Genomic DNA, 23,508 nt, shown 5'->3' on the forward strand with positions numbered 1-23,508 from the left:
GTCGTGGAGGAGCTCGTGTCACCGATTCGTCGTCGCACCCTGCTCGGCTCGGCGCTGGCCGCGCCGCTACTGGCCGCGACCGGCTGCGGATCCGCCGACGACGCGCTGACCTTCTTCTTCCAGGCCAGGCCGGAGGAGGCGCGGGTGCGGTCGACGATCATCGACGAGTTCCAGAAGCGGCACCCGGACATCAGGATTCGCACCATCATGTCCGGCCCGGATCCGCAGCAGCAGCTGCTCACCTACTGTGCGGGCGGCAGATGTCCCGACGTCATCATGGCCTGGGAGCTGCTCTACTCCGGGCTCGCCGAGCGTGACGTGCTACTCGATCTGCGCACGCTGCTCGATCGGGAGCCCGAGTACGCGGAGATGTTGCGCCGGGACAGTTATCCGGCGCTGTACGACACCTTCACCTATGCCGGTGGGCAGTACGCCTTGCCCGAACAGTGGTCCGGGGTGTTCCTCTATTACAACCGGGAGTTGTTCGCGGCGGCCGGGTTGACGCCGCCCGCCCGGTGGCGTGATGCCTGGTCGTTCGACGAATTCCTGGATGCCGCGCGCACACTCACGAAGAACAAGCAGTGGGGCTTCGCCGACGCCTGGGTGCCGTACTACTCGGCCGCCTGTTTCGGCATGAACAACGGCGCGGAGTGGTTCAGCCCGTCGGTGGCGCCGACCAAGGCCAATCTCGGTGATCCCCGGTTCGCCGAAGGGTTCCAGTTCTACGCCGATCTCGCGGTGCGGCATCGGGTGGCGCCGAAAGTCGCCGACCAGCTATCGATTTCGGCGGCGGACCTGTTCCGGGCGGGACGGGCGGGAATGGTACTCGGTGGGCACTGGCTGTACTCCGAATTCGCTGGGCGGGACGGGCTTTCGATCGATGTCACCGTGTTGCCGGTCGGGCCGCACGGCGGTCCCGGTGCGATCACCGATGTCGGCAGTACCGGATTGTCCATCGCGGCGGACAGTCCGCGGGTCGAACAGGCCTGGGAATTCGTCAAATTCGCGACCGGGCCGGTGGGGCAGGCCATCATCGCCGCGTCCGGGTTGTTCGTTCCGGTGCTGAAATCCGCGATGAGTTCGCCCGGTTTCGCTGCCGCACATCGCGAGACGCGCAACCTCGCGGTGTTCACCGAGGGGCCGGACAATTCCCGCGCGCTACCGATAACCCCGGCGTGGGGCAAGGTCTCCGCCCTGCTGGAGCGCGGTGCTAACCGAGTCCTGCGCGGTGCCGCGACCGCCGCGTCCTTCGATGGCCAATTCACCGCCGATCTCGACGCGCTGCTGGAGTCGCCGTGAGTGGGGCTCGGCTGGCGCGGAAGCGGGAGCGGGCGGGGTGGCTGTTCGTGGCGCCGAACGTGGCGGCCGTTGCGGTGTTTCTCTTGTTTCCGCTGGGGTTTTCGCTGTATCTGAGTTTTCACGCGTGGGACTTGTTCCGGCCGATGCGGTTCGTCGGGCTGGCCAACTATCAGCGGCTCTTCGGGGCGGATCCGTTGTTTCTCATCGCATTGCGCAACAGTGCGGTGTTCACCGTGCTCACGCTGGTGCCGACGGTGCTGATCGGGTTGGGGATCGCGGCGGCGCTGAACCGGAAGCTGGCCGGTATCGGGTTCTTTCGAACGTTGGCGTTCCTGCCGCTGGTGGCCTCCACGGTGGCGATGGCGGTGGTGTGGCGGTTCATCTTTACCGAGGACGGGATGCTCGATATCGGGCTCGGTGTGGTCGGGTTGGGGCCGGTGCCGTGGTTGACCGATCCGGATCTGGCGTTGGTCTCGCTGAGTGTCGTCACGGTGTGGAAGAGCGTGCCGTTCGCGACCGTCATTCTGCTTGCCGCGATGCAAGGGGTGCCGGAACCGCTCTACGAGGCGGCGAAGATCGACGGAGCCGGTGCGCTGCGGCGGTTTTCGGCGATCACGCTGCCGTTGATCCGAGGGCCGTTGTCGTTCGTCTTCGTGATCACGGTCATCAATTCGACGCAGGCGTTCGATCAGGTGTACGCGCTCACCGGAAGTAACGGGGGGCCGGAGACAGGGACCTATCTGCTGGGGATCATGTTGTTCCAGAACGCCTTCGGGTTCTACGAGGTCGGGTACGCGTCGGCATTGGCGTGGGTGATCTTCGCGATTCTGCTGGTGCTCACGCTGCTGCAGTTGCGGTTTGCGCGGCGGGAGGCCGTTGACCTGTGAAGGCGGAGCGGATGATCGTGCGCCGGATGCTGCACGGGATCGGCATCTACGCGGTGTTGATCGGCATCGCGTGGTGCGCGTTGGCGCCGATTCTGTGGGCGTTGTCCGGGTCGTTGCAGCGAGACGGGGAGATCGCGGAGGGGAACCTGCTCCCGGCGAGTCCGCAATGGTCCAACTACAGCGAGGTATTCGAGCTGCTGCCGCTCGGGCGGATGCTCCTGAACACCGCGGTGTACGCGGTATGTGTCACCGCCGGGCAGGTGTTCTTCTGCTCGCTGGCCGGGTATGCCTTCGCGCGCTTGCGGTTTCGTGGTCGCGAGGTGCTGTTCGTCGCCTACCTCGGCACGCTCATGGTGCCGCTGACCGTCACGGTGATTCCGCAGTTCTTGTTGATGCGTGCGTTCGGCTGGGTGGACACACCGTGGGCGATGATCGTGCCCGGCCTGTTCGGCAGCGCCTTCGGCACATACCTGATGCGCCAGTTCTTCGCCACGCTGCCAACGGAATTGGAGGAGGCCGCGATCCTCGACGGCTGCTCTACCTGGCAGGTCTATTGGCGAGTTCTGCTGCCGCACACCCGCCCCGCCCTGATGGTGCTCGGCGTGCTCACCTGGATCACCGTCTGGAACGACTTCCTGTGGCCGCTGGTGATGATCCAACGCAACGAGATCGCCACCGTCACATTGGGATTGGTGCGTCTGCAGGGGCAGTATTACACCCAGTGGCCGATTCTCATGGCTGCCTCGATGGTCATTCTGCTGCCGTTGCTCGTGGTGTACGGCATCGCCCAGCGGGCGTTCATCCGGGGGATGGCCATGTCCGGTCTCGGGGGTCGGTGAAACGGCCCAACGGCTTCGAGGCCGCCGGGCCGTAGACCCCACGTGAACTTACGCAATGCTCCTCGGGCGCTGAGTTATTCGCCCCAGTAGGTGCCGAAGCTCCAGAGGTTGCCCTCGGGGTCACGGACCGTGAAACCGCGCGAGCCGTAGTCCTCGTCGCGCAGGCCGCGCAGCACCTCGGCACCGGCGGCAGTTGCGCGTTCGAACAGGGCATCCGGTTCGTCGCAGACGACGTAGGTCGAGTCGTTGCCTGCAACGCGCTTGCCGAACACGCTTTCGTCCTTGCACGCGGAGCCGAACATCACGCCGCCGCCGAGCGGCCAGCGCAGCTCGGCGTGCTCGACGATGGACGGGTCGTCCTCGCGGGTGTACATCGCGGACTCCTGGAAGCCGAAGGCTTCGACGAGGAAGGCGGACATAGCTCTGGCGTCGCGGAAGGTCAGCGTGGGCCAGACGGCGGTGCGGGTGGTGACATCGGGTGGTGTCGGATTCGTCATGCCCTCAGCGTCGCCCGGCAGACCGGTCGGTGTCTTGGACGGATGGAATCTCCTCGCCCAGCCAGATCGTCGGGCTGGTTCCGGCGAGCTCGGCGAAGTCGCGATTCAGATGGGCCTGGTCGTAGTAGCCGCAGCTGGCCGCCACCTGCGCGATGGTGATGAACGACGGGGTGTGCTCGAGCATTCGCCGTGCGCGTTCGAAGCGGGTGATCCGAGCCGCGAGCTTCGGGCTCAGGCCGAACTCGTTGCTGAACCGGCGCGCGAGATGCTGTCTGCTCCAGCCGATTTCCTCGACCAGCGCGCCGACCGACAGCGTCCCGCCGGAGCCGACGACGGCCCGCCAGGCCCAAGTCAGTTCGGGCGCGACCACGCGATCCGGATAGGCCAGCCTGGTGAGGATTCGATCGACGGTGGCGAAGCGTTCCGGCCAGCCGCGCGGCCCCTGCAGCCGCTCCCACAGCTCGTGCCCGATCGGGCCGACCACATCGGCGAACTCCGCCGACGTGTCCCAGAGCGCGGCGGCGGGCACGCCGAACAGGGCGCGGCTGCCGAGCGGCGTCAGCGCGACCGAGATGCCCTCCTGATGACCGTCGTGCGAGATCATCGCCGTGCTCGCCTGCAGGCCGCTCACCGAACAGCGGTAATCCTGCGGCGACTGACTCGGATCCGTCTGCGCGACAACGTCGATGGTCGGACCGATGCTGATGATGAACGTCATATGTGCCGACGGCAGGCCGCGATGCAACCCCGGCGGATACCCCGTCATGCGATAGCCGAGGTAATGATCGATGAACGGCGTGAGCATGGGCGCCGGCTGCGCTGTCACCACCTCGGTGATCGGCTCCATGCAGGTCACGCTACGCCGCCCGGTGACGACCGCAAGCGCGGTGAGATGGCGCACTCGGGGCGAAATTGGGTATGAGCGCACCGCGGGAGCTGGTTACCGTGTCCCCTTCTAACGATTTCTGGAGGTGTGATGCGGCGGGTCCAATACGAGCGCAGCGGTGGTCCTGAGGTGCTCGAGGTCGTGTCGGTCGAGGTGCCGGCACCGGGGCCCGGGGAACTCCTGGTCCGGGTCGAGGCGATCGGGGTGACCCTGCCGACCGTGCGGAAGGTGCGCGAGCAGCGCGAGCCGATCGCGCTGGGTGGCGAGGTCGCGGGCGAGGTGGTCGCGGTCGGCGACGGCGTCACCGGGTACGCGCCGGGGTATCGGGTGACCGGGCTGGTGTTCGGGCACGGGTACGCCGACTACGCGCTGCTCTCGGTGGCGATGGCGTCGCCGATTCCCGACGGTGCGTCGGCCGTGGACGCGGTCGCGCTGGTGCGCAGTGGATTGGTCGCGCTGGGTGCGCTCGACGCGGCGAACTCTCGTGAAGGTGAGTCGGCGCTGGTCACCGCGGCGGCCAGTGGGGTTGGACATCTCGCGGTGCAGCTTGCCCGGGTGCGTGGGGCGTCGCGGGTCGTCGGTGCGGTCTCGGATCTGGACAAGGCGGAGTTCGTCCTCGGGCTCGGTGCCGACGAGGTGATCGAGTACGGGCAGGAGTCGTGGGGCGAGCCCGTCGATTACGTGCTGGACGCGGTGGGTGGCGAGTTGCTCGGGCCCGCGATCGCCGCGCTCGCTCCTGGTGGACGGCTCGTCTACTACAGCTCGGGTGGCGGCACCATCCAGGCTTACGACCTGCTCGTCGGCGCCAAGTCGGTGATCGGATTCCAGATGGCGCGCATCGCGCAGCGCCGGCCCGACCTGCTCGATCAGTGGCGGCAGGAGCTGTGGCAGTACGTGGTGTCCGATCAGCTTCGGCCCGCGGTGCACGCGGAATTCGCGCTCGACGACGCCGCCGAGGCGCACGCGGTGATCGAGGACCGGGGCAATCTCGGCAAGGTCGTGCTTATCCCCTGATCACCGGTATGGCAGGCGCGGGTTGGAGCACCGCGCCTGCCGCGTAGACTCTCGTTCTCGTGAGCGAGCGAGCGAGCGAACCAACCAGCACAGCGTCCGAGACGTACGAGAATGCCGAGCGCAGCGAGGCAGTCTCGTGAGTCTCACCCTCGGAATCGTCGGCCTGCCCAACGTCGGAAAGTCGACGCTTTTCAACGCGCTGACCAAGAACGACGTGCTGGCCGCGAACTACCCGTTCGCGACCATCGAGCCGAATGTCGGCGTGGTGCCGCTGCCCGATCCGCGGTTGAACAAACTCGCCGAGATCTTCGGTTCCGCCAAGATCCTGCCCGCCGTGGTGTCCTTCGTGGATATCGCGGGCATCGTCAAGGGTGCGTCCGAGGGTGCCGGTCTCGGCAACAAGTTCCTCGCCAACATTCGCGAAGCCGACGCCATCTGCCAGGTGGTCCGCGTCTTCGCCGACGATGACGTGGTGCACGTCGACGGTCGCGTCGACCCGCTCGCCGACATCGAGGTGATCGAGACCGAGCTGATCATCGCCGACATGCAGACCCTGGAGAAGGCGATCCCGCGGCTGGAAAAAGAAGCCAGGATCAAGAAGGACCGCAAGCCCCTGCTCGATGCGGCCGTCGCCGCCAACGCGGTCCTCGACAGCGGCCAGACGCTCTACTCCGCGCGCACCAAGCTGGACGGCGAACTGCTCAAAGAGCTTTCGCTGCTCACCACCAAACCCTTCCTCTACGTCTTCAACGCCGACGAGTCCGTCCTCACCGATGACGCGAAGATCGCCGAACTGAAGGCCGCCGTCGCCCCCGCCGACGCCGTCTTCCTCGACGCCAAGGTCGAAGCCGAACTCCTCGAACTCGACGACGAGTCCGCCCTCGAACTCCTCGAATCCATCGGCCAAACCGAACCCGGCCTGAACGCCTTGGCCCGCACCGGCTTCCACACCCTCGGCCTGCAGACCTACCTCACCGCAGGCCCCAAAGAGTCCCGCGCCTGGACCATCCACCAGGGCGACACCGCCCCCAAAGCCGCAGGCGTCATCCACACCGACTTCGAACGCGGCTTCATCAAAGCCGAAATCGTAGCCTTCGACGACCTCGTCGAACACGGCTCCATGGCCGCCGCCAAAGCCGCAGGCAAGGTCCGCATGGAAGGCAAGGACTACGTCATGGCCGACGGCGACGTAGTCGAGTTCCGCTTCAACGTGTAGGTCGTGCAACTAACCGGACCATACAAGAGTGTCGTCCAAGGCACGGTGCAATACGGGATCGCCCAATAGAGCCAACAGCTGGTCACTTTACGCGGTGACGTGCCATCATTGGATGACCGGTCGCGTGTTTGATCGGTCTGGCAGCGGGTGCGGGCTGCATCAGATTCAGGCCTTAATCCGAGGAGTCGATATATTATTGGCTATTATGGGTCGACTCTAATCGTTCCCTCTGTGCTGCAGGGGATTTATCGAGGATGCGGTGGAATGGTTCATGCATGGACTGTGCGTGGTGGTTGGGATGGGCAACGTGAAGAGTCTGCTCTTGCGGACGGATTAGCAATCGCTGGATGGGGCAGCGTGAGTCATGATCTTGCGGAGGTGGAAGACATTGATCACTTGCGTAACCTTTTAGCGATTTGCTACCGCAATGAGCATGGATCAACAATCGATAATTGGACACACCAACTGTGGCGCTTCGTAAACGAGATGCAGGTTGGTGATCTTGTGGTAATGCCGAGAAAATATCGTGATGTAGTGTCGATCGGAAAAATCGATGGGGGCTACGAGTATCGTAAAAATGCAGCGCCTGGATACAGGCATGTACGTCCTGTCGAATGGTTGAACTCTAGCGTCGAGCGCGCCGCCATCGCTGGCGATCTGAGGGCCAGCATGGGTTCATATCTGACAATTAGCGAGCTCAGTCGGCGTAATGGTGTAGAGCGGGTGAAGGCATTGTTGGATACTGGTGTCGACCCTGGATACTCAGGTGACATTATTTCACCAGCGACTCACGATGAACTTCAGGAGGACGTTCTTAATTCTGGCGCGCGGCAGTTGTCTGTGCGATCCCTCATCAGTCTGTGGGGTCATGAGCGTCGAACAAGCGATGTTGTGGATGATGTCAATCAGGCTCTTCGTAACCTCCACCTCGCGGTCGAGCCGGATTTCGCGACTGTGCAGCTCGATAGTCTAGTCACGGTTTTGCCGCTGACCATCGGTGAGAAAAATTCAGGTGACAAAAGCGATCAGGGTACTGGTTCGGAAACAATTTCAGGAGCAGCCGTCGGTAGAGATCTGACATGGCGAATCGGCAATATTCGACAAAATGGGCCAATTATTACGGTTGCAGCTGAGGAATCGCTCGAACGGGCAATCGAGCTGATGGTCACACGCGGGTTCTCGCAGCTACCCATCGTGGATAATCGCCAACGTCTCAAGGGTGTTGTCACATGGGAAAGTATCGCGCATTCAAGCTTGGTGCAACGTAATGTCACTCTATGGAAGTCTCGCGCAGACGCGTATCCGCCAGCCGCACACGGAGAGGAAGAACTCTTCGCTCGAATTGATGACATCCAGAGGTTCGGCTTCGTAATTGTTGTAGACGCCGAGAATATAGTGACCGGGATTGTAACCACAGCTGATCTGGCTGGCGAGCTCAGAACTCGGATCATGCCATTTACGGTACTAGAGGAGATCGAACGACGGCTCCGTCGTGCACTCGACCGTCTCTCTGTCGAAGATTTACGGAGTGGCCTCAAAAGAGGCAAGGACAGTGTGATGTCCGCAAAGGATCTAACCCTCGGTAACTATTCATTCGTCGTGAACAACGATCAGGTATGGACCAAGCTAGGTTGGCCATTGGAGCGGCAGGGGCTTGTGGACCGACTGAAATCGGTTGCTAGATATCGCAATGAGCTCGCTCATTGGAATGTTGATGCGCCTGATAGTGAACACCAGCAGCTGAGGGCGGCGAGTGAGTTGCTGAAAATCCTGAAGATGATCACCCGTGATCCCGTGTAAACATAGGTGTCTCCGCTGAATTTCACGGTGCCTGCGCACCTTCCGAGGCGAGGCATGGACTCATTCGCCAGACTAGGGTATCGCATTGGGGGCATGCCCACTGATCTACTATGCGTCTTGATGGCTGCATTGTTGAACATGAGTAATTGAGCAAATAGATGGTGTGCATTCTGTTCAGCTAGTGCGCCTGCGGCTGGTTGTACTCGGGATTCACAATTAGTTCGCGATGAAGGTAGCTCAAATCAATTCTGCAGTGCTCGGCCAGCGCAGAATGTAGTTCCCGTACAGGACTGTCGATAGTTTCGCCATCGCGTGTCGTAACGACAATCGCAGGTCTGTCGCCCCCCGAGACCGCTATGCTCAGCGCGGCCCAGACAAGGTCACGAACGGTTCCTGCGTGTCCCCAGCAGACGTATCGGGTTGAGGTCCCATTTGTTGCGTAGCAATGGTTAGGTTTGACGTTGATAGTGTTCGGAATCATATCCCATCCGTGACCGAACGCCGCCTGAATAATTTCCTGAGGACCTTTGAATCGCCGCACGGTATAGCGCACGTAGTTACCGATTCCTTCCTGGGCTCTAGTGTACTCTTTCATCGGCACGTCTTTGATCCAGACTCTTGCATCTTTCTCTGGACCGTAGTCGAGTAGAATTTTGCCAACCTGCGGATCTTCAATCCACTTGCGGTACTGATGAGTTTTCTCCGGGTTGCTCAAGAATTCCCAATCCAGTTCATGCGCTTGGCGGTATATCTCGGTTATGAGACGTTCGCGGACGGATGGAGGTAGCTGTCTCAGAGGCATGGTTACCTTATTCCCAAGTTGTCAGGCCGGCGGGAAACTGAAGCCGGTGCTCGTCATATGCGGTTTCGAGGCTAGCGGCATCTTTGATCCACTCGTCCATAAGTGTGGATACTCGCTGGTCACTAAAGTTTATATTCGATGTTGCCTTATGTAAGGTTTCAACCTCAGTGTCGTATCTGTCGAATGTGCGCTTCATCTTGAGGATCGCGGCGATCCGACGGAGATCGCTCACGAAATCCAAGACTGTGACACGGTCTTTGCCCTCGCGTAAACGAAGCCCTCGTCCGAGTTGTTGAACGAAAATCCTACGTGAGTGAGTGACTCTAGCGAAACAGAGGATATTAACGTCGGGCACGTCTACGCCTTCATTTAAAATATCCACAGAGGTCAGGAGTGGGATTTCGCCAGATCGAAATGCGAGCAGGCGGCTCTGCCGTTCTCGCTTTCCAAGCCCTGCGTGTACTGCGAGGGCGTTTGACCAAAGTGGTGTTCGTACGAGCAGGTCCGCGAGACGCTCGGCATGCTCGATAGTGCGACAGAAGACGATGGCTCGGGGCCGTGCGGTGCCCGCCCATGCCGCAGCCAGCTCATCGCGGATAGCCTCGTCTCGTTGAGGTAAAAACAAGTGTGCATTGAGCTCTGCCAGTCCATATGAGTGGATACTGGCTTCTCGGACAACGTCCCAATCTATGTTATCGACGAATAGGCGGTAATCGACCTGAGCGAGATAGCCGCGCTTCATTCCCTCCTCGATTCCCAGGCTGAAGCTGGCAGTGCCGAATTGGCGGGTAATGTCGTGCTTATCTCCTCGCCAGGGCGTGGCCGTTACACCTAAATGTTGTGAATCGCCTAGAATTTCGAGTAATTTGTCGTACTGCCCTTCCTCGCCTAGGTGGTGAGCCTCGTCGATCATGACGAGACTTGGTCGGTAACCAAATCGTGCTGCAGGTAACGCGGATCCGACCGTTGCACAGGTTATCCCGGAGAGGTCGTCCGGTCGGGTGTCACCGGTCAGAAGCCGTGTTGGTACATCTTTAGGAATATGGCGCCACAATGCTCGCTCCAACTGCTGGACCAAGTCCTTGGCGTGAGCGACTACGAGAACCTGCGATGCGGGATTCTGGCGCAAGTGCGCTGCGATTACTTCTCCACCCACGACTGTCTTGCCTAACCCAGTCGCGAGCACGAGCAATGCGCGGCGGGTGGTATCGAGATCACTGAGGATCGCTCGCAACGCGTCGACTTGATACCCACGCAGCGCAATCTCATCGAATCGAGGTGGAAGTCGGTCGAAGCTTGTCGTCAGGTCTGTTCCGGACCAAAGCAGTATGTTTGGCCCGAGACGCTTCATACTCTCGACCCGCTGTTGCGCGGACGGGCTGAACCGGGCATTGGTCACGACGACAGCATGATGCGCACGGTATCGGGTGTGAGCCCGTGTGACCTCTTCCACCGCGTTGGCGCCCACCGCGCCGCTTCGTTTCCATTTGCACTGGAAGACCCAGGTCTCGCTTCGCCGACTGGCGAGGATGTCGCCCCCTTCATCACCAGATCCGTCGATATTCGTGACATCCGAAAAACCCAAATGCCACAAAAGGCGTTCAATCTGGCGAGGGAACTGTATCGGACCAGAGCTAAGAAGGGAGGCTGTATCGAGGAAGCGACGCATACCTGGCCCTATATGTCGTCTGCGAGGTCGCGAGTGATCAAACGGCAACTGATTCGGGTCCGTGACAACTCATCACTATCGAGCCGTGGGCTGTGTTGGTCGAGCAGCGTGAGGTCGCCCAACGGGCCTATGACGCGATCTAGAACGAGAGCCTTCGCGCTCGCATCAGTCAGATCCTGGTATCGGTGCTTGAAAACATGGCCGTCGAGAAATAGTTCCGGGGAAGCCTTGATGATGCGGGTTATCGCGCTCGCTGGGATGTATCGAATGAACTCTCCGCTCGTACGAGCATCATCCCAGGACGGCCATCCACCAGATTGAACAGCGAAACTTCGCTCCGTGCTGGCCCGTTCGTCGTTTGTCAGCAATTCCCAGACGCTGCTCGGGTTAGTTGAGACGGGAATAACCATCGCGGCTCGGACACGTTCAAGCAGGCGCTCCGACTCATCCGCTACTGCGGCCACGGTCAACTGCGGTCTTGAGCTTTGAGCTTTGAGATTTCCCACGATCTCTGTCAAGGGAGTATCTATCTTTCTGTTGACTCGCGCGCGCATGAACTCGGCAACCTCAACAAGCGCCATGTCGCGCATATCGGTTCCAAATTGGCTGAACAACTTATGACCAGCGTTGACGAACACCTCTAGGGTCGGAGCCCGAAGCATCATCGCCGCAACCGGGACTACGTGTCCTTCATTGGTAACGAGTTCTTGCCCTCGGACTGCCCATACTGTCAGCTCTACGCTGCCCAGATCATCAAGGAGGTACTTGCCAGTAAGGTCTACGAGCGCCTCTGCGTGATCCCGGTACCGTTGAAGACGCGCATTAACCGTCTCAGCAGGCGGTTCCTTTTCCGTGAACGGTCTCTTCCCTCGCGTCTCGTCCGTGGGGAACATTGGGTCGACCTCGACAGAGTCGATATTCAGGCCGGGAAGAATCTCGCCGGAGGTCGGGTCCAGATCAGGCTCGACTGGGTGGTCATGCTGGCGCGCGGCTTGATACCACATCTCGTCTGTTTGATAGTCCAGGTCCCCATTCCTCATGAGGTCCGCCCACTTCGCAGCCTTCTCGTGTAGGGGATTATGGCCGTCTCCAGGAATTAGGTAATTCAGCCCCGGGTCTTGGCGGCGGAAGCCCGCGAAGAGAAGGGCCAGCGGACTACGGTTCTCTGGCAGACCCAGACGTTTGGCGATCTGCGGTCGAATGGGGCTGGTTCCTCGTACTTCACGTAGAACCTGCCGCCATTCAGTGGTCTCGAACTCGAATGCCGTCTTTTGATAGTTGGGCGAAACATGGTCACAATGAATCTCGCCGATGATTCTTCCCGTTGGCTTTTTGGAGTCAATGGGATACTCGAGCTCGGGATCGCCGAGATCGTCTTCGTCCTGCCAGTAGAAGACGCGCTTGTCCCTTTGGAGGATCTTTCGCCCATTTCGAAGGAAGTCAATGCCATAGTCTGATGTATGGACATATCGTTGAACTCCGACCCAGCCCCAAATCCTTCGCTCGCGTAGTTCGATGCGATCTTGTCCACACTCTTCGCACTGTTCGGCGTCAGCGGAACTCCAATATCCACACGTCATACACGCTTTCTTGGAACTCAATACATGATCGATCTGCTGAACGGCATGGATCTCGACTCCTTGCCGTGTTACGGTGCGTTTCGCATCCCATATGCACGGCACTCGCGGCTGAACCTTCTTGCCATTCAGTGTCAGTAGAAACCCCTTCTCTCTTAAGAGGTAGCTGTAGACATCTCCTAGTTTGTCGCGGATAACGCTCTGGGTGCGAGGCCGACACAAAGTGGAGTGTTGATCTTGTTTCAGCTCGCTGATAGTGACCGTGGTTCCATGTTCGCTTGGATTGGCTTTCGGGACTGTGCGATATGGTGCCAGATACTTGGACGAGTTTGCGATCTTCGTTAGGTCCAACGTGACTTCGATCCATTCGGGGTCGCCAGCACGACTCGTGCGCACTGTAGTCCGCCGCCCAAGTCGGGCAGTGCTGATGTTGAATCCCATACCGAATAACCCGAGCGAACCGTGTCGGCTGTTACTCGTCCAGCCCGCACTGATCGCATTGGTCACCGCAGTCAAGCTCATACCGCGGCCGTTGTCTCGCACGGTGATCTCAGCGGACGCACGGTTCGAGCTAGCGGGAGGCAGCGTGATCGTTACCGATGGTCTATGGACTGCCTCGCCAGCTGCTTGGAACTCGTCAAAGCAGTTGTCGGCGAGCTCTGCTAGACATTGCCACTGAGAGAACTCGATATCGCCGAGCACACCCAAGATCCTTGGGTGTGGCGTGACATTGATGAACTGATCCCCTGCCAAAACCCAACTCCATCCCCTCGAAGACGCACTTCTATGCGTTGGGGTACGCCATCGCCGAGTGATCCCTGCGCCGCACCCAGTCCATCGTGACCAGATGTGTACGGCGAGGCTGTGCCCCCGCGCGACTAACAGTAGTGTGTCTGGCGCTCAGCATCGATCGAGATGATCACAATCTCCAAACTTTAAGTGTCTGGGCTCGCATCCGAACCTGGATGCAGGGTCGCGCACAGCGGTAGAGCCGTCATGAACGCTACGCATACTCTCTAGAGGTGCCAACCGACCACCGTTGAGGAGACCTGGCCATGAGCTCCAGGGCTAGGCCGTCCCGCGCACGGTGGCGATGACATGACGGGCGACCTCATCGGGAGGTTCGTGCTCCCATGCTCTGATGACAGTCCAGCCAGCTTCTGTAAGGACGCATGTGGTTTCTGCGTCTCGCCGTTGGTTGTCACCAAACTTTTTTTGCCAGAACTCGGTGTTGCGTGTCGCTGCTCGGTGATGTTCCGGACAGACATGCCAGAAACAGCCATCCACGAACACAGCCACTCGCGCCTTCACGAATACGACATCCGCTCGACGCCCGAGGCCTTTTAGAGGCTCCGCATCCACGCGGTAGCGAAGGCCAGCCTTGTACAGAAGGGATCTGAGACGCTTCTCAGGCCTGGTGTCCCTGCCGCGGTTACCGCGCATGGACGCACGCACTGCGAGGGATGACGCTGTCGATCCCTTCGGAAGCTTCTCCTCGGTGAGTAAGCCCCTGTTCCATGCCCGTCGCCAACCTTCGGTCAAGTTGGCCGCACGGGTATCGAATCCAACCTCGCCCAGGTACCGTTCTGGTGATTTCTCGCCATCGCCCCATCGCAAGGTCGCTCGGATCCGTCGGGTTCTCGCGTACACCCTCAACGAGACCGAGGCGCGAGCGAAGCGGCCACCGCCTAGATCCACCAGTCGACGGTGGCTCCCGCCAGCCGCTCTATCTTGCTCAGCCGATAGTGCTGACCTGCTTCGTCCGGGCCTGCCCTTCCAGGCCCGGTCTGGGGGCATCTTGTCGTTCCAACGATTCTGAGACGACTTCCCCTCAGCGGTCATGAGCAAACTTCCGCCTTGTCCAAGGCTTTCGCGACAGCTTCGGCGAACACAGACCCAAGCTTGACGGGGACCGCGTTTCCGAGCTGCCGCATCTGTTCCCCTCTCGGGCCTTCCAGCTTCCAATGGTCTGGGAACGTCATTACTCGTGCCGTTTCACGCACGGTCATGTACCTGTGTCGATAGGTCGTGTCGTCAGCTGGGTCCAACTCGTCTGTCAGCATCACCGATTCGCCACCCGGCACGCCGTGTACGCCAGCCTTCACTGTCTTGGCCGGACGATCCAGCTCGTTCGGTGTATGCCCCTTGTAGATCCGTGCGTCAGGCCAACCGATGTGATCTGTGAACCCACCAACGCGATATTCTTTGCGGTCCAATTTGTCCCACGAGATCTTCGGGAGCGGCTTTCCTTCATTTTCGTCGATACCTGTGATCGCATCTCGGAACGTCCGCCATGGTTGTAATCCATCATCGAGTAGTGGAATGTCCTGAGGAAGTCTTGCCATCACACGATCGCGAACATGCTTGGGGACCCTGGAATGCCGCTTCCAGTAGGAACCGTCGCGCATCGAGCGAAACAAAGAAGCTTCGGAATATTGAGGCCGTACATCTGATCTGAATTGTTCGAGATCTACATTCAGATCCGCACGGAACGCGACAATGATAATTCTATGACGGATCTGCGGAACCCCGTAATCGGCAGCGTTTACGCGGGTAACGACTAAATCATACCGCTTGCGCAGGTCGCCGCTACGTGTGGCTTGTGCCTTTATCAGAACCGAATCATGATCCTGCCAACGAGAGTTCGGGTCACGCAACTCGAAGGGCATCTCCATCTCGCGGAGGATGTACTCGAAGTACGGCCTGAAAGATGGTCTGAGGAGACCTTGGACGTTCTCGCATATGACCGCTTTCGGCTGAATGTGCCGCATCGCTTTGAACATCTGCGGAAACATGTTCCGCTTGTCCTCGTCGCCCTTCGCAATACCACCGAGGCTGAATGGCTGGCAGGGCGGTCCTCCGGCGAGCACATCGACGCGGCCGTGCAGGTACGTCATGTCCAGCTCTTGCACGTCGCCCTCGACGAGCGGCCACGGCTCACCTGGCTCGGGAACCCACTCCACATCCCCGCGAGGTTTCGCGCCGTTGGCCTGCAGGCTCTGGCACGCCCGCTTCGCGAACTCGTTGAATAACAGCGGGCGGAAGCCGGCCTGATGGACAGCCATGGCCAGGCCGCCCGCACCTGCGAACAGCTCGACCCCCGTTCGATCCACCATTGGCTCTCTTCCCTGTTCAGGCACCGGTAAAGCGTACCGCGGAATCTGTGAATATTGTGACATCTGGAGACTGGGTTTACTGCGTCGGTAGACGCTCGGAGCCATCCCAAACGGTCCGTCAGCTCACCAAGTAAGGTCTCGGTGAGTCGAGTACTCCACCTCGCTCACCGACCCTAGCGGCAGGCACTGACAAGGAGCGTGAAGCATGACCGTGAAGGACGGTTCCTTCCAACCCGCGTTCTTCGATCCGCTATCCACCGAGCACCTGACAGAGATCATTTGCCAGACGCTGGAACGACAGCCGCTGTTTTCTATGGCGGAGCAGGTGCCAAGGTTCGACGGGGCGGGCTTGTACGCAATCTACTATCGCGGGGAATCCGTGGGCGAGTACACCCCGCTCGCTCGGACTGAGATCCCGCTTTACGCTGGTCAAGGAGCGTCGCACAATAGTGCTACGGGACGAGTGAAGTCGTCACTTCGGCCGGTCTACCTGCGTTTGAAGGCACATCGGCGCTCCATCGACGAGGGTGGTTTGCTGGTGGCGGAGTTCGAGTTTCGAGTACTCCTGATGCCTGATGTGCACGCGGATCTAGGAGAAGACGGTTTGCGCAGACTCTATCAACCTGTCTGGAACAGCGTCTTGACCGGATTCGGCAGTCACGAGCAAGGTGCCGCGACTCGACAAAGCGGGCGAAGCAAATGGGACACCTTCCATGCCGGAAGGGCGCGAAGCTTTGGAGACTCCGACCACAGTATCGACGAGCTTGAGCGACTAGTCGCGGCGCACATCGATCAGCAGCTTGTTCATTACCCGGATCTGCCATGGCCCCATCCAGTGCGGGATCTCCCGGGCTCTTGAATACCGGCAGTAGGGCCGTGTCACCGGGGCGGAGTTTGGACACGGACCTTTTCGTCAGCATGAATGGGGACTCTGGGCACAGGTTGTTCCGTATCGGAACTTGGTCGAATTGCACTTAACCGTCTAGCGGTTTCGGGGCTCGATCGGCTTCTTCGCGGCGATGGCGCCAGGTGCGGTAGGTGCGGTGGGCGGTGAAGGCGCCGATTATGGCGGTTATGCACCAGATTGTTATTGCGGTGTAGGCGAGGGGGGCGGAGAGGTCGCCGATTGAGGCGCCTAGGGCGGTGTAGACGAAGGCTCGGGGGGCTGAGCCGATGAAGGCGCCGGTGGCCATTTGCCATAGGGGGACGCCGAGGGCGCCGAATGCGTAGGACGACAGGGCGTCTGGGGCGCCGGGGATGAAGCGTTGGGCGACTACGGCCCAGAGGCCGCGGCGTTCGATCTGGGCGTCGAGGTGATCTGCGCGTTCGGCGCCGATGAGGGCGCGCGCACTCTCGCGGCCTGCCCGTCGTCCGAGGAAGCCGGCGACTGTCGCGGTGCCTACGGTCGCACCCAATGTCACGAATGTCCCGACCAGTGGTCCGAAAAGCAGACCGCTCCCGGCCGCCAGAATCGAGCCAGGAACAAGAATGGCGCCGAGGAGCGCCGACACTGCTGCGTACACGAACGGCGCGGCTGGACCGGTCTCGGCGATCATGTCGCGCACGCCGTTGATATCGATAACCCGTGCGACGGCAACGAGATAGAACATCCCGAGCAGGAACACGATGCACAAGCCGAGCCGCACGCCGTGCCGCCACCGGCTGGTCTGCGCGGAATCGTCGTAGTCGGTCATGGTGCGTCCAACCCTGCCGCACCATGACGAAGGCCGCGAATCGAGTCCAACTCTGGCCGGCCCAGCTATTGAGGCCCCTTGATCAAGCGGCGACGAGCCGGGCAGGTCGGTGCCGGAGGAGTTGGCGGCCTCGGGCGTGCGCGCCGCGCCGCAGTCCTAGATGGTCGGGTCGACTGCGGCGTTCCGGCGACCCGGCCAACTCCAGACTCTATTGGTGGATCACCTCACCGAGTCGCGGTAGGACGGAACGTTTCCAGCTTCGCTCGGTGGCGTTGCGGACCATCTTCTGTCGACGGTCTTCGATGTCAAAACCTTTCTGCATCAACAGAAGTCGGGTGCCGCGGCCTTGGGGACGCATCGTCCAGTCGATGATCCATCGGGCGGGGTGCTCGGCCTGCGGATGTAGCCAGCTGTAGGTCAACTGTTCGTACGGCCGGGCCGCAAGTACTTCGCAGGACACCTCATCGATCGGTGAGGTGGGGTAGGTGAATCGGAAGCGGGTTCCGACCGAGGCGGCGAATCCGATCGGGCGAAGGAGCCACCGTGCCAGTAGATCCGGCTCGGTCAGCGCGCGCCATACGGTGTCGGGTGGTTGCGGGAAGAAGTTGCCGAGTTCGACGGCAGCGGGATTCAGCTGTGCGTCAGCGATCAATTCTCTTGGCCTTCCTTGAATTTCGCCTCCAATTCGGCGGCAAGCTGTGGCTGCTCGGCTTCCATTTTCTGGACGTAGGCGACCGCGTCGCCGACAGTGCGCAGGCTCGCCATATCCTCGTCGGGGATTTTGACCTCGTATTTGTCCTCGAGTTGCACGGCGATCTCCACCAGTGACAGCGAATCGATGTCCAGATCGTCGACGAAGGACTTCTCCGGCAGCACCTCGGCGGCCTCGATGCCGGTCACTTCCTCGATGATTTCCGCGATGCCTGCGACGATTTCTTCCTGCGTGGTTGCCACGAATCCTCTTTTCCTCGATGCGATCACATAGCTGCGGTGCGCCCTCGCCTACTAGGCGCTGGTTCCTCCGGCTGGGGTCGAACGGCAGTGCCAGTACGCTAAGAGCTCCACCGGGGTGGAGGTTCAACTAGTTGTGACGGACGACATACAGGCGAGCGCGCTGGTGAGTATCGGTGAGTTGGCGCGCAGCACCGAGCTTTCGGTGCGCACGATCCGGTTCTATTGCGACGAGGGCATTCTGGAACCTCGCCGCAGCGCGGGTGGGCATCGGATGTTCGACGCCGACAGCGCGATTGAACGACTGCTGCTGGTCCGGCGGTTGCGGGCGCTGGGTCTGGGGCTGGGCTCGATCACCGACGTGTTGCACGGCGAGCGGTCGATCGATGAGGCCATCGCCGCCGAAAGTGCGCGACTCGACCTCGAATTCAGGTCGCTGGCCTGGCGACGCGCGTCGGTGCGGGCCGTCGAGACGGCTGCCCCGACGCAGCGGGTCGAGCGACTCGCGTTGCTGGCCGCCGCGCAGGACAGTGGTGCGGTACACGATTGCCTCGCACGGTTCTGGCAGCGCGTCCTCGCTCCGGTGCCAAGGATCGAGGTCGACAGATGGGTGTGCTGGAATGTCCCGGAGCCGCCTGCTGATCCGTCCGTCGACGAGGTTGTCGCGCTTGCCGAACTGGCCGCGCTTGCCGCTGACCCGGAACTGAGTCGTGTTGTGCGACAGCAACTCTGGCGGTATCGGCCGGAGCTGATCCGCGACCGTCAAGGGCTGTACTTCGATGTGGGCGACCTGATGGCGGATGTGGTGGCACTGGTCGCGGCCGGCGCGCCGCCGCACGAGGGCAGCGAACTCGATCGCTACGTCAGGGCCCATGCCAGGGCGCGCGGGGAACGTGATTCGCGGCGTTTCCGCCGGCAATTGCTGGTCGATGCCACCGACGCCGACCACCGGATTCATCGTTATTGGGCGTTGACCGGGCAGCTGCTCGGCGCCCGTATCACTGTGGGGCCAACCCATCGCTGGCTATACGACGCATTGACCGGCTCCATCGCATCGGCACAGCGGGTCTAATCCATCGGTTCGACCCACTGCGCGTGAGAGGGGCCCGGGGGCGAAGGGGTCGCCGAAGTACTGCGTTTCGCGGACTACTTCCGCACCTTCGAATTCCATGATGCTCACAACGTAAAACAGTTGCACGCCGCAGGTTGCTCAGCCGGCCTCGCTGCATCGGTATTCGACCTGGGGCATTTATCCGAAAGTTTCGGTTGCCGTGTACTTTTAGGTTCGGTTCGGGGTGCTGCTTCGGCAGCTGGAGGAGATGAGGGTAATGATGAGTAGACGGCTGCGTGTGGTCTTGGGCGTGCTACTGGCCGCGGTGACACTGGTATTGGTGGTGGCATGCGGGACGAAGGAGTCCGAATCCCGTACGCCGCTGCCGAGTTCGGTGACCGGGACTTCGGTTACCGCGACGAAGACGGTGACTCCGACGAGTTCGGTTCCGGCGCAGGGTAATCCGGGTGGGCCGCAACGTCAGGATGGGTCGCGGCCCGGCGTCGGCGACGCGGGACAGCCTGCGGCGCAGCCGCCCGGTGGTACCGACAACTGTAATGAGAACTGCGGTGCGATACCGCCGCCGGGCGGGACCGACAACTGTGGCGTGATCTTCTGCGGTGATCCCAACGCGCCGCGGCCGGGCGGCACCGACAACTGCAATGACAACTGCGGTGTGATCTGCACGGAGCGGATCGACTACACGGGTGATCCGCGCACGCCCGCCGAGATCAACACCCTCGGCGAGTGGAACCACAAGTGCCCCGAGCCGATTCGGCCGACAGCCACCGTGTCACCCACGGTGCAGCCGACTGTCACCGCATCGCCTACGGTGCAGCCGACCGTGACGTCGTCCACGGCGACCACGTCGCCGCCCGCGCCGGCGGTCACTACTCCGGCGAAGTAGGGGGCTTGCTCGGGTCGAACGTCTCTGACGGCGGATAGGAGTGTCCGGCGGCGTAAAATTCGAAGCGCCGGACAAACCTTCCGAGGTGGCCGTGAACCGCGAACAGCTGCTCGACGCCATCCTGACTGCCGACCCGCAGCCGGGCGACTTGGTCTATGTCGAGCGCCGGGGCGATTCGTATCGATGGCGCGGCGGAGGCGAGTGTTCGCCGGGCGCGGCCGACACGTGGATCTACTACTGCTGGCAGCGTGCGGTCGGCGATCGCGAGAGCGCCCGCGAAATGCTCGATGACCTACTGGCCGAGATGGAGTCGATGATCGGCAGCGGCGCCGACCGTTGCCGATGGCCGCTCGACGAGCCCTGGCCCCGGACGCATTGAGGCCGGGCGGTGGAATACCTGGTCAGTGCTGCCGATCGTGCCGCATTCAAGCGGTGCCGTCGGCAGTGGGATTTCGCCGCGACCGGGCGTCGCTGCCTGAGTCCGGTTCGGCGCACCACCTATGACCTCGATCGGGCGCTGCGCGACGCCCTCGCCGTCTATTACTTCCCCGGCATGTGGGATTGGGATGCGGCGATCGTCTTACCGCTGGTAACCAAGGCGCTGGACAACGCGCTCGGTCGCCAACGCGAAGCGCTCGGCACCGAGCCGCCGGACTGGCAGGCCACCCTCGATCGTGCGCACCTGCTGCTGGAGCGCTACTTCTCCTGGGCGCCGACCGTCGACCGCTTCTCGCCGATCCGGGTGGAGACCGACTTCGACGCGATCGTGCCCGACCCGGCCGATCCCGAGCATGGGCTGGTCGGCCCCGGCGGCGGCGGAATCCACTACACGGGGCGGATCGACCTGCTGGCCATCGATGAGTACGACCGCTACTGGGTCGTGCGCCACCGGGTGCTCGACGAGCCGTTCCCGCCGGTGGCACAGCTTGTGCTGGAGGAGGATTCGGTGACGGCGTGCTGGGCGTGGGGACGGTTCTACGACGGCATGGAGGTCGCGGGCACGATCTACAACGAGCTCTCACCGCGAGCCGCCGACGGTTCGCGAAACCGGAGCGAGCTGCCGCCCCAACGTCGGCGTGGCGGCATCCCTCAGCACGAGCCGAGCGGTGGTGGCCGCGGTGTCTCGTCACCCCGGCGCATCTATGTGAAGGGTCGACCGGCGGAGACCGCCGACCGGATCAGCCACATCGAAGGTAATGGACTCCGCCGCACCACAATCAGGCGCAACAGTGCCGAGATACACGCGGCCGGTGCGCAATTGGCCGACGAGATACTGGACATGGTCAACCCTGATCTCCACGTCTACCCGAATCCCACACCGGCACACTGCTCGGCCTGCGCATTCTTCGCGCCGTGCCTGGCTGCCTACGAAAACCGGGATGTCGAGCCCATTCTCGCGGCCGACTACCGCAAGCGCCCCGCCATCGAAATCGAGCGTGGCCGACTCGGCGGTACGCCCTTCGGAGTAGGCCGCGGCTGGGTCCCCGGGAGCGGGTCGGCCGAGTAGATCACCGGCGACTTGACATAAACCTTTGTTGATGTTCGACGCTTACCCGCATCAGTAGCCAGCGTCGAAAGGAATTGTCATGACGGAGAATCCGGTCAAGGTCGCCGTGATCGTGGGAAGCACCCGGGCGGGACGGTTCGGTCCCACGGTCGCCAACTGGTTCGTCGAACACGCCGAAAAGCGGGCCGACATCGCGGTCGATCTCATCGATCTCGCGGAAGATCAACTGCCCGCTCACATGTCGCACGAACCGGAACCCGACGGTGCGCGAGCCCTGCGGTCCGTCGGTGCGCGACTGACCGCAGCCGACGGTTTCGTCGTGGTGACACCCGAGTACAACCACAGCTACCCGGCCCCACTCAAGAGCGCGATCGACTGGCACTTCACCCAGTGGCAGGCCAAACCGATCGGATTCGTCTCTTACGGAGGCATTTCCGGCGGCTTGCGCGCCGTGGAGCACCTTCGCCACGTCTTCGCCGAACTACACGCGGTCACCGTCCGCGACACCGTCAGCTTCCACAGCGCCGCCCAACTCTTCGACCCAACAGGCAAACTGACGGACCCATCCGCCCCCGAAACCGCCGCCGACCAACTCCTCGACCAGCTCACCTGGTGGGGCTCCGCCCTCCGCTCAGCCCGCGCCGAACGCCCATACGTAGCCTGATATCAAGCCCAGCAAGACAATTGGATAGCGCGAACTAGTCAGGGAGTGGCGCGGTGCGGCCCGGGGTGATCCTTGCGGCGGATGCAGGTCGCGCCCGCGCGGGGAAGCACTACGTCACACCGTGGTTCGCCCCGGTCGGCGACGATACGGTTCAGGTCGCCCGCGTCCACTCCAGCCCTGGCGCGCGCCAAGGCGGCGCGCAGTGCGGCCTTGGGATCAGGCCCGTCCGCGCCCCAGCCTTGCGACATCGCCGCATTGATCTCGTCCTTCGACATCACCCTGGCGATGGTCTCGTCGAGCAACCCGGCGGCGACGACGGTCCGAATGAGACCAGCGGGCGCGGGCTCCGGCCGATAGTCCCACCCGTCGAGGCCGATGTCTTCGGCCAGCACATCGAGCAGAACCAGCGCTTGCCACAGTTCGGTGGCTTCGTCGAGCGTGAGCTGGCCGCTCTGGATCAACGCATTCGCCATGTCATAGGCGGCGTCGGCTCGGCGCGGGCCCGCGCAGAGCACCTCGATGATGCCGACGTCGTCGACGATCCTGCTCGAGAAGATGACGCGATGCTGTTTGCCGAGTACATCGAGGGTGTTCCAGCCGGCCAGCCGATCTCCGGTGCCGCGGTTGCTCAGCGGATGGCTGCCCGCTGGATTACCGCACAGCGCAAGCAGATCCACGAGGACGGATTCGCACTCGGTGGGCGGCAGGTCCTCGAGATACTCGACGAACGCGTCGGAGAACTCGATCTCCGCCTGGCAGCCGGGGAACGATTCGCCCTTCCTCACCGATTCGCGACCCGCTCGGCCGCCAGCGCGCGCACCCTGGACTCGTCGACGCCGAGCCGGACGCACACCGCGGCGAGATCGAACTTCCGCGTCCGCTTCGAGGCGAGATCGGCGGCGGCATCGAGGATTGCGAGCTTGGCTTCGCGAATCTTGCGCATGTCCTCGTCGATTCGCTCAGCCGAATCGACGACGGCCACCGCTCGGCCATGGCTGGTCAGCACGACGCGCTGCTCTTCGCTTGCCGCGACCAACCCGGACACGCCCTTGCGGGATGCGGTGGTGATGGGCACTCGAACAGAAGTCATGGTGCAAATCTAGCTAGAAATAGCTAGATATGCAACGCCCTG

The 23,508-nt window shown here is 61.9% G+C and carries 24 protein-coding genes; 12 read left to right on the forward strand and 12 right to left on the reverse strand.

Annotated elements, in window-relative coordinates; all coding sequences use genetic code 11:
- The first annotated feature begins 15 nt into the window (after window positions 1-15).
- From ACFWF1_RS20050 to ACFWF1_RS20060, 3 genes are read left to right on the forward strand one after another with little or no spacing between them, the layout of a single operon-like run.
- Window positions 16-1,299, forward strand: coding sequence for an ABC transporter substrate-binding protein (locus tag ACFWF1_RS20050; protein ID WP_379280826.1), 1,284 nt, complete (start codon window positions 16-18; stop codon window positions 1,297-1,299).
- Between the two features lie 11 nt (window positions 1,300-1,310).
- The gene (locus ACFWF1_RS20055; protein ID WP_379281204.1) at window positions 1,311-2,186 is read left to right on the forward strand and encodes a carbohydrate ABC transporter permease; all 876 of its coding nucleotides are present in this window, start codon (window positions 1,311-1,313) and stop codon (window positions 2,184-2,186) included.
- Window positions 2,187-2,197: 11 nt separating this feature from the next.
- Window positions 2,198-3,025: a carbohydrate ABC transporter permease gene (locus ACFWF1_RS20060; protein ID WP_379280825.1), complete on the forward strand. Its 828-nt coding sequence runs from the start codon at window positions 2,198-2,200 to the stop codon at window positions 3,023-3,025.
- 74 nt (window positions 3,026-3,099) lie between these two features.
- Here the strand turns inward: ACFWF1_RS20060 and ACFWF1_RS20065 are convergent, their stop codons facing one another.
- Complete coding sequence (locus ACFWF1_RS20065) at window positions 3,100-3,522, reverse strand: VOC family protein (protein ID WP_379280824.1); 423 nt, start codon at window positions 3,520-3,522, stop codon at window positions 3,100-3,102.
- A 4-nt stretch (window positions 3,523-3,526) separates the two neighbouring features.
- Window positions 3,527-4,369 (reverse strand): helix-turn-helix domain-containing protein, encoded by an 843-nt coding sequence (locus ACFWF1_RS20070; protein ID WP_379280823.1) that lies wholly within the window; start codon window positions 4,367-4,369, stop codon window positions 3,527-3,529.
- A gap of 129 nt (window positions 4,370-4,498) precedes the next feature.
- On the opposite strand from ACFWF1_RS20070, the gene ACFWF1_RS20075 reads away from it, so the two are divergent.
- The 3 genes from ACFWF1_RS20075 (at window position 4,499) to ACFWF1_RS20085 (ending at window position 8,438) form a co-directional block, all read left to right on the forward strand.
- Entirely contained in the window at window positions 4,499-5,422 is a 924-nt protein-coding gene (locus tag ACFWF1_RS20075; protein ID WP_379280822.1) for a zinc-binding alcohol dehydrogenase family protein, read from the forward strand.
- Window positions 5,423-5,558: 136 nt separating this feature from the next.
- Window positions 5,559-6,638, forward strand: a complete 1,080-nt coding sequence (gene ychF, locus ACFWF1_RS20080) for a redox-regulated ATPase YchF (protein WP_150402273.1) — start codon at window positions 5,559-5,561, stop codon at window positions 6,636-6,638.
- Between the two features lie 264 nt (window positions 6,639-6,902).
- Window positions 6,903-8,438 carry a CBS domain-containing protein gene (locus tag ACFWF1_RS20085; protein ID WP_379280821.1) on the forward strand — a complete coding sequence of 512 codons (1,536 nt, stop codon included), beginning with the start codon at window positions 6,903-6,905 and terminating at the stop codon, window positions 8,436-8,438.
- A gap of 178 nt (window positions 8,439-8,616) precedes the next feature.
- On the opposite strand, the gene ACFWF1_RS20090 is transcribed toward ACFWF1_RS20085, so the two are convergent.
- The 5 genes from ACFWF1_RS20090 to ACFWF1_RS20110 form a co-directional block, all read right to left on the reverse strand.
- Entirely contained in the window at window positions 8,617-9,153 is a 537-nt protein-coding gene (locus ACFWF1_RS20090; RefSeq protein ID WP_379280820.1) for a hypothetical protein, read from the reverse strand.
- Window positions 9,154-9,247: 94 nt separating this feature from the next.
- Window positions 9,248-10,909, reverse strand: a complete 1,662-nt coding sequence (locus ACFWF1_RS20095) for a DEAD/DEAH box helicase family protein (RefSeq protein ID WP_379280819.1) — start codon at window positions 10,907-10,909, stop codon at window positions 9,248-9,250.
- Window positions 10,910-10,917: 8 nt separating this feature from the next.
- Window positions 10,918-13,239 carry an ATP-binding protein gene (locus tag ACFWF1_RS20100; RefSeq protein WP_379280818.1) on the reverse strand — a complete coding sequence of 774 codons (2,322 nt, stop codon included), beginning with the start codon at window positions 13,237-13,239 and terminating at the stop codon, window positions 10,918-10,920.
- Window positions 13,240-13,554: 315 nt separating this feature from the next.
- Entirely contained in the window at window positions 13,555-14,328 is a 774-nt protein-coding gene (locus ACFWF1_RS20105) for a very short patch repair endonuclease (RefSeq protein WP_379322201.1), read from the reverse strand.
- Entirely contained in the window at window positions 14,325-15,626 is a 1,302-nt protein-coding gene (locus tag ACFWF1_RS20110; protein ID WP_379280816.1) for a DNA cytosine methyltransferase, read from the reverse strand. The genes ACFWF1_RS20105 and ACFWF1_RS20110 overlap by 4 nt, the downstream gene beginning before the upstream one ends.
- A 181-nt stretch (window positions 15,627-15,807) precedes the next feature.
- On the opposite strand from ACFWF1_RS20110, the gene ACFWF1_RS20115 reads away from it, so the two are divergent.
- On the forward strand, window positions 15,808-16,461 hold the full coding sequence (locus tag ACFWF1_RS20115) for an Eco29kI family restriction endonuclease (protein WP_379280815.1): 654 nt from the start codon (window positions 15,808-15,810) through the stop codon (window positions 16,459-16,461).
- Window positions 16,462-16,576: 115 nt separating this feature from the next.
- Here the strand turns inward: ACFWF1_RS20115 and ACFWF1_RS20120 are convergent, their stop codons facing one another.
- From ACFWF1_RS20120 to acpM, 3 genes are all read right to left on the reverse strand, one after another.
- Entirely contained in the window at window positions 16,577-17,296 is a 720-nt protein-coding gene (locus ACFWF1_RS20120) for a TVP38/TMEM64 family protein (protein WP_379280814.1), read from the reverse strand.
- A gap of 208 nt (window positions 17,297-17,504) precedes the next feature.
- Window positions 17,505-17,948 (reverse strand): SRPBCC domain-containing protein, encoded by a 444-nt coding sequence (locus tag ACFWF1_RS20125; protein ID WP_379280813.1) that lies wholly within the window; start codon window positions 17,946-17,948, stop codon window positions 17,505-17,507.
- Entirely contained in the window at window positions 17,945-18,250 is a 306-nt protein-coding gene (gene acpM, locus ACFWF1_RS20130; RefSeq protein WP_379280812.1) for a meromycolate extension acyl carrier protein AcpM, read from the reverse strand. The genes ACFWF1_RS20125 and acpM overlap by 4 nt, the downstream gene beginning before the upstream one ends.
- Before the next feature lie 133 nt (window positions 18,251-18,383).
- Here acpM and ACFWF1_RS20135 point away from each other — a divergent pair, with 133 nt between their 5' ends.
- The 5 genes from ACFWF1_RS20135 (at window position 18,384) to ACFWF1_RS20155 (ending at window position 22,376) form a co-directional block, all read left to right on the forward strand.
- The gene (locus tag ACFWF1_RS20135) at window positions 18,384-19,319 is read left to right on the forward strand and encodes a MerR family transcriptional regulator (RefSeq protein WP_379280811.1); all 936 of its coding nucleotides are present in this window, start codon (window positions 18,384-18,386) and stop codon (window positions 19,317-19,319) included.
- 256 nt (window positions 19,320-19,575) lie between these two features.
- The gene (locus tag ACFWF1_RS20140; protein WP_379322202.1) at window positions 19,576-20,205 is read left to right on the forward strand and encodes a hypothetical protein; all 630 of its coding nucleotides are present in this window, start codon (window positions 19,576-19,578) and stop codon (window positions 20,203-20,205) included.
- Window positions 20,206-20,296: 91 nt separating this feature from the next.
- Window positions 20,297-20,584 carry a hypothetical protein gene (locus ACFWF1_RS20145; protein WP_379322203.1) on the forward strand — a complete coding sequence of 96 codons (288 nt, stop codon included), beginning with the start codon at window positions 20,297-20,299 and terminating at the stop codon, window positions 20,582-20,584.
- 9 nt (window positions 20,585-20,593) lie between these two features.
- Window positions 20,594-21,712, forward strand: coding sequence for a hypothetical protein (locus ACFWF1_RS20150; RefSeq protein WP_379280808.1), 1,119 nt, complete (start codon window positions 20,594-20,596; stop codon window positions 21,710-21,712).
- Between the two features lie 79 nt (window positions 21,713-21,791).
- Window positions 21,792-22,376 carry an NADPH-dependent FMN reductase gene (locus ACFWF1_RS20155; RefSeq protein WP_379280807.1) on the forward strand — a complete coding sequence of 195 codons (585 nt, stop codon included), beginning with the start codon at window positions 21,792-21,794 and terminating at the stop codon, window positions 22,374-22,376.
- Between the two features lie 38 nt (window positions 22,377-22,414).
- Here ACFWF1_RS20155 and ACFWF1_RS20160 read toward each other — a convergent pair whose 3' ends face one another.
- Both ACFWF1_RS20160 and ACFWF1_RS20165 read right to left on the reverse strand, forming a co-directional pair.
- Entirely contained in the window at window positions 22,415-23,161 is a 747-nt protein-coding gene (locus tag ACFWF1_RS20160; protein WP_379280806.1) for a type II toxin-antitoxin system RelE/ParE family toxin, read from the reverse strand.
- Window positions 23,158-23,466, reverse strand: coding sequence for a hypothetical protein (locus ACFWF1_RS20165; protein WP_379280805.1), 309 nt, complete (start codon window positions 23,464-23,466; stop codon window positions 23,158-23,160). Before ACFWF1_RS20165 ends, ACFWF1_RS20160 begins: the two co-directional genes overlap by 4 nt.
- Between the last annotated feature and the right edge of the window lie 42 nt (window positions 23,467-23,508).

Origin of the sequence: Nocardia sp. NPDC060255 (assembly GCF_042727395.1) — a bacterium.
Classification (GTDB): Bacteria; Actinomycetota; Actinomycetes; order Mycobacteriales; family Mycobacteriaceae; genus Nocardia.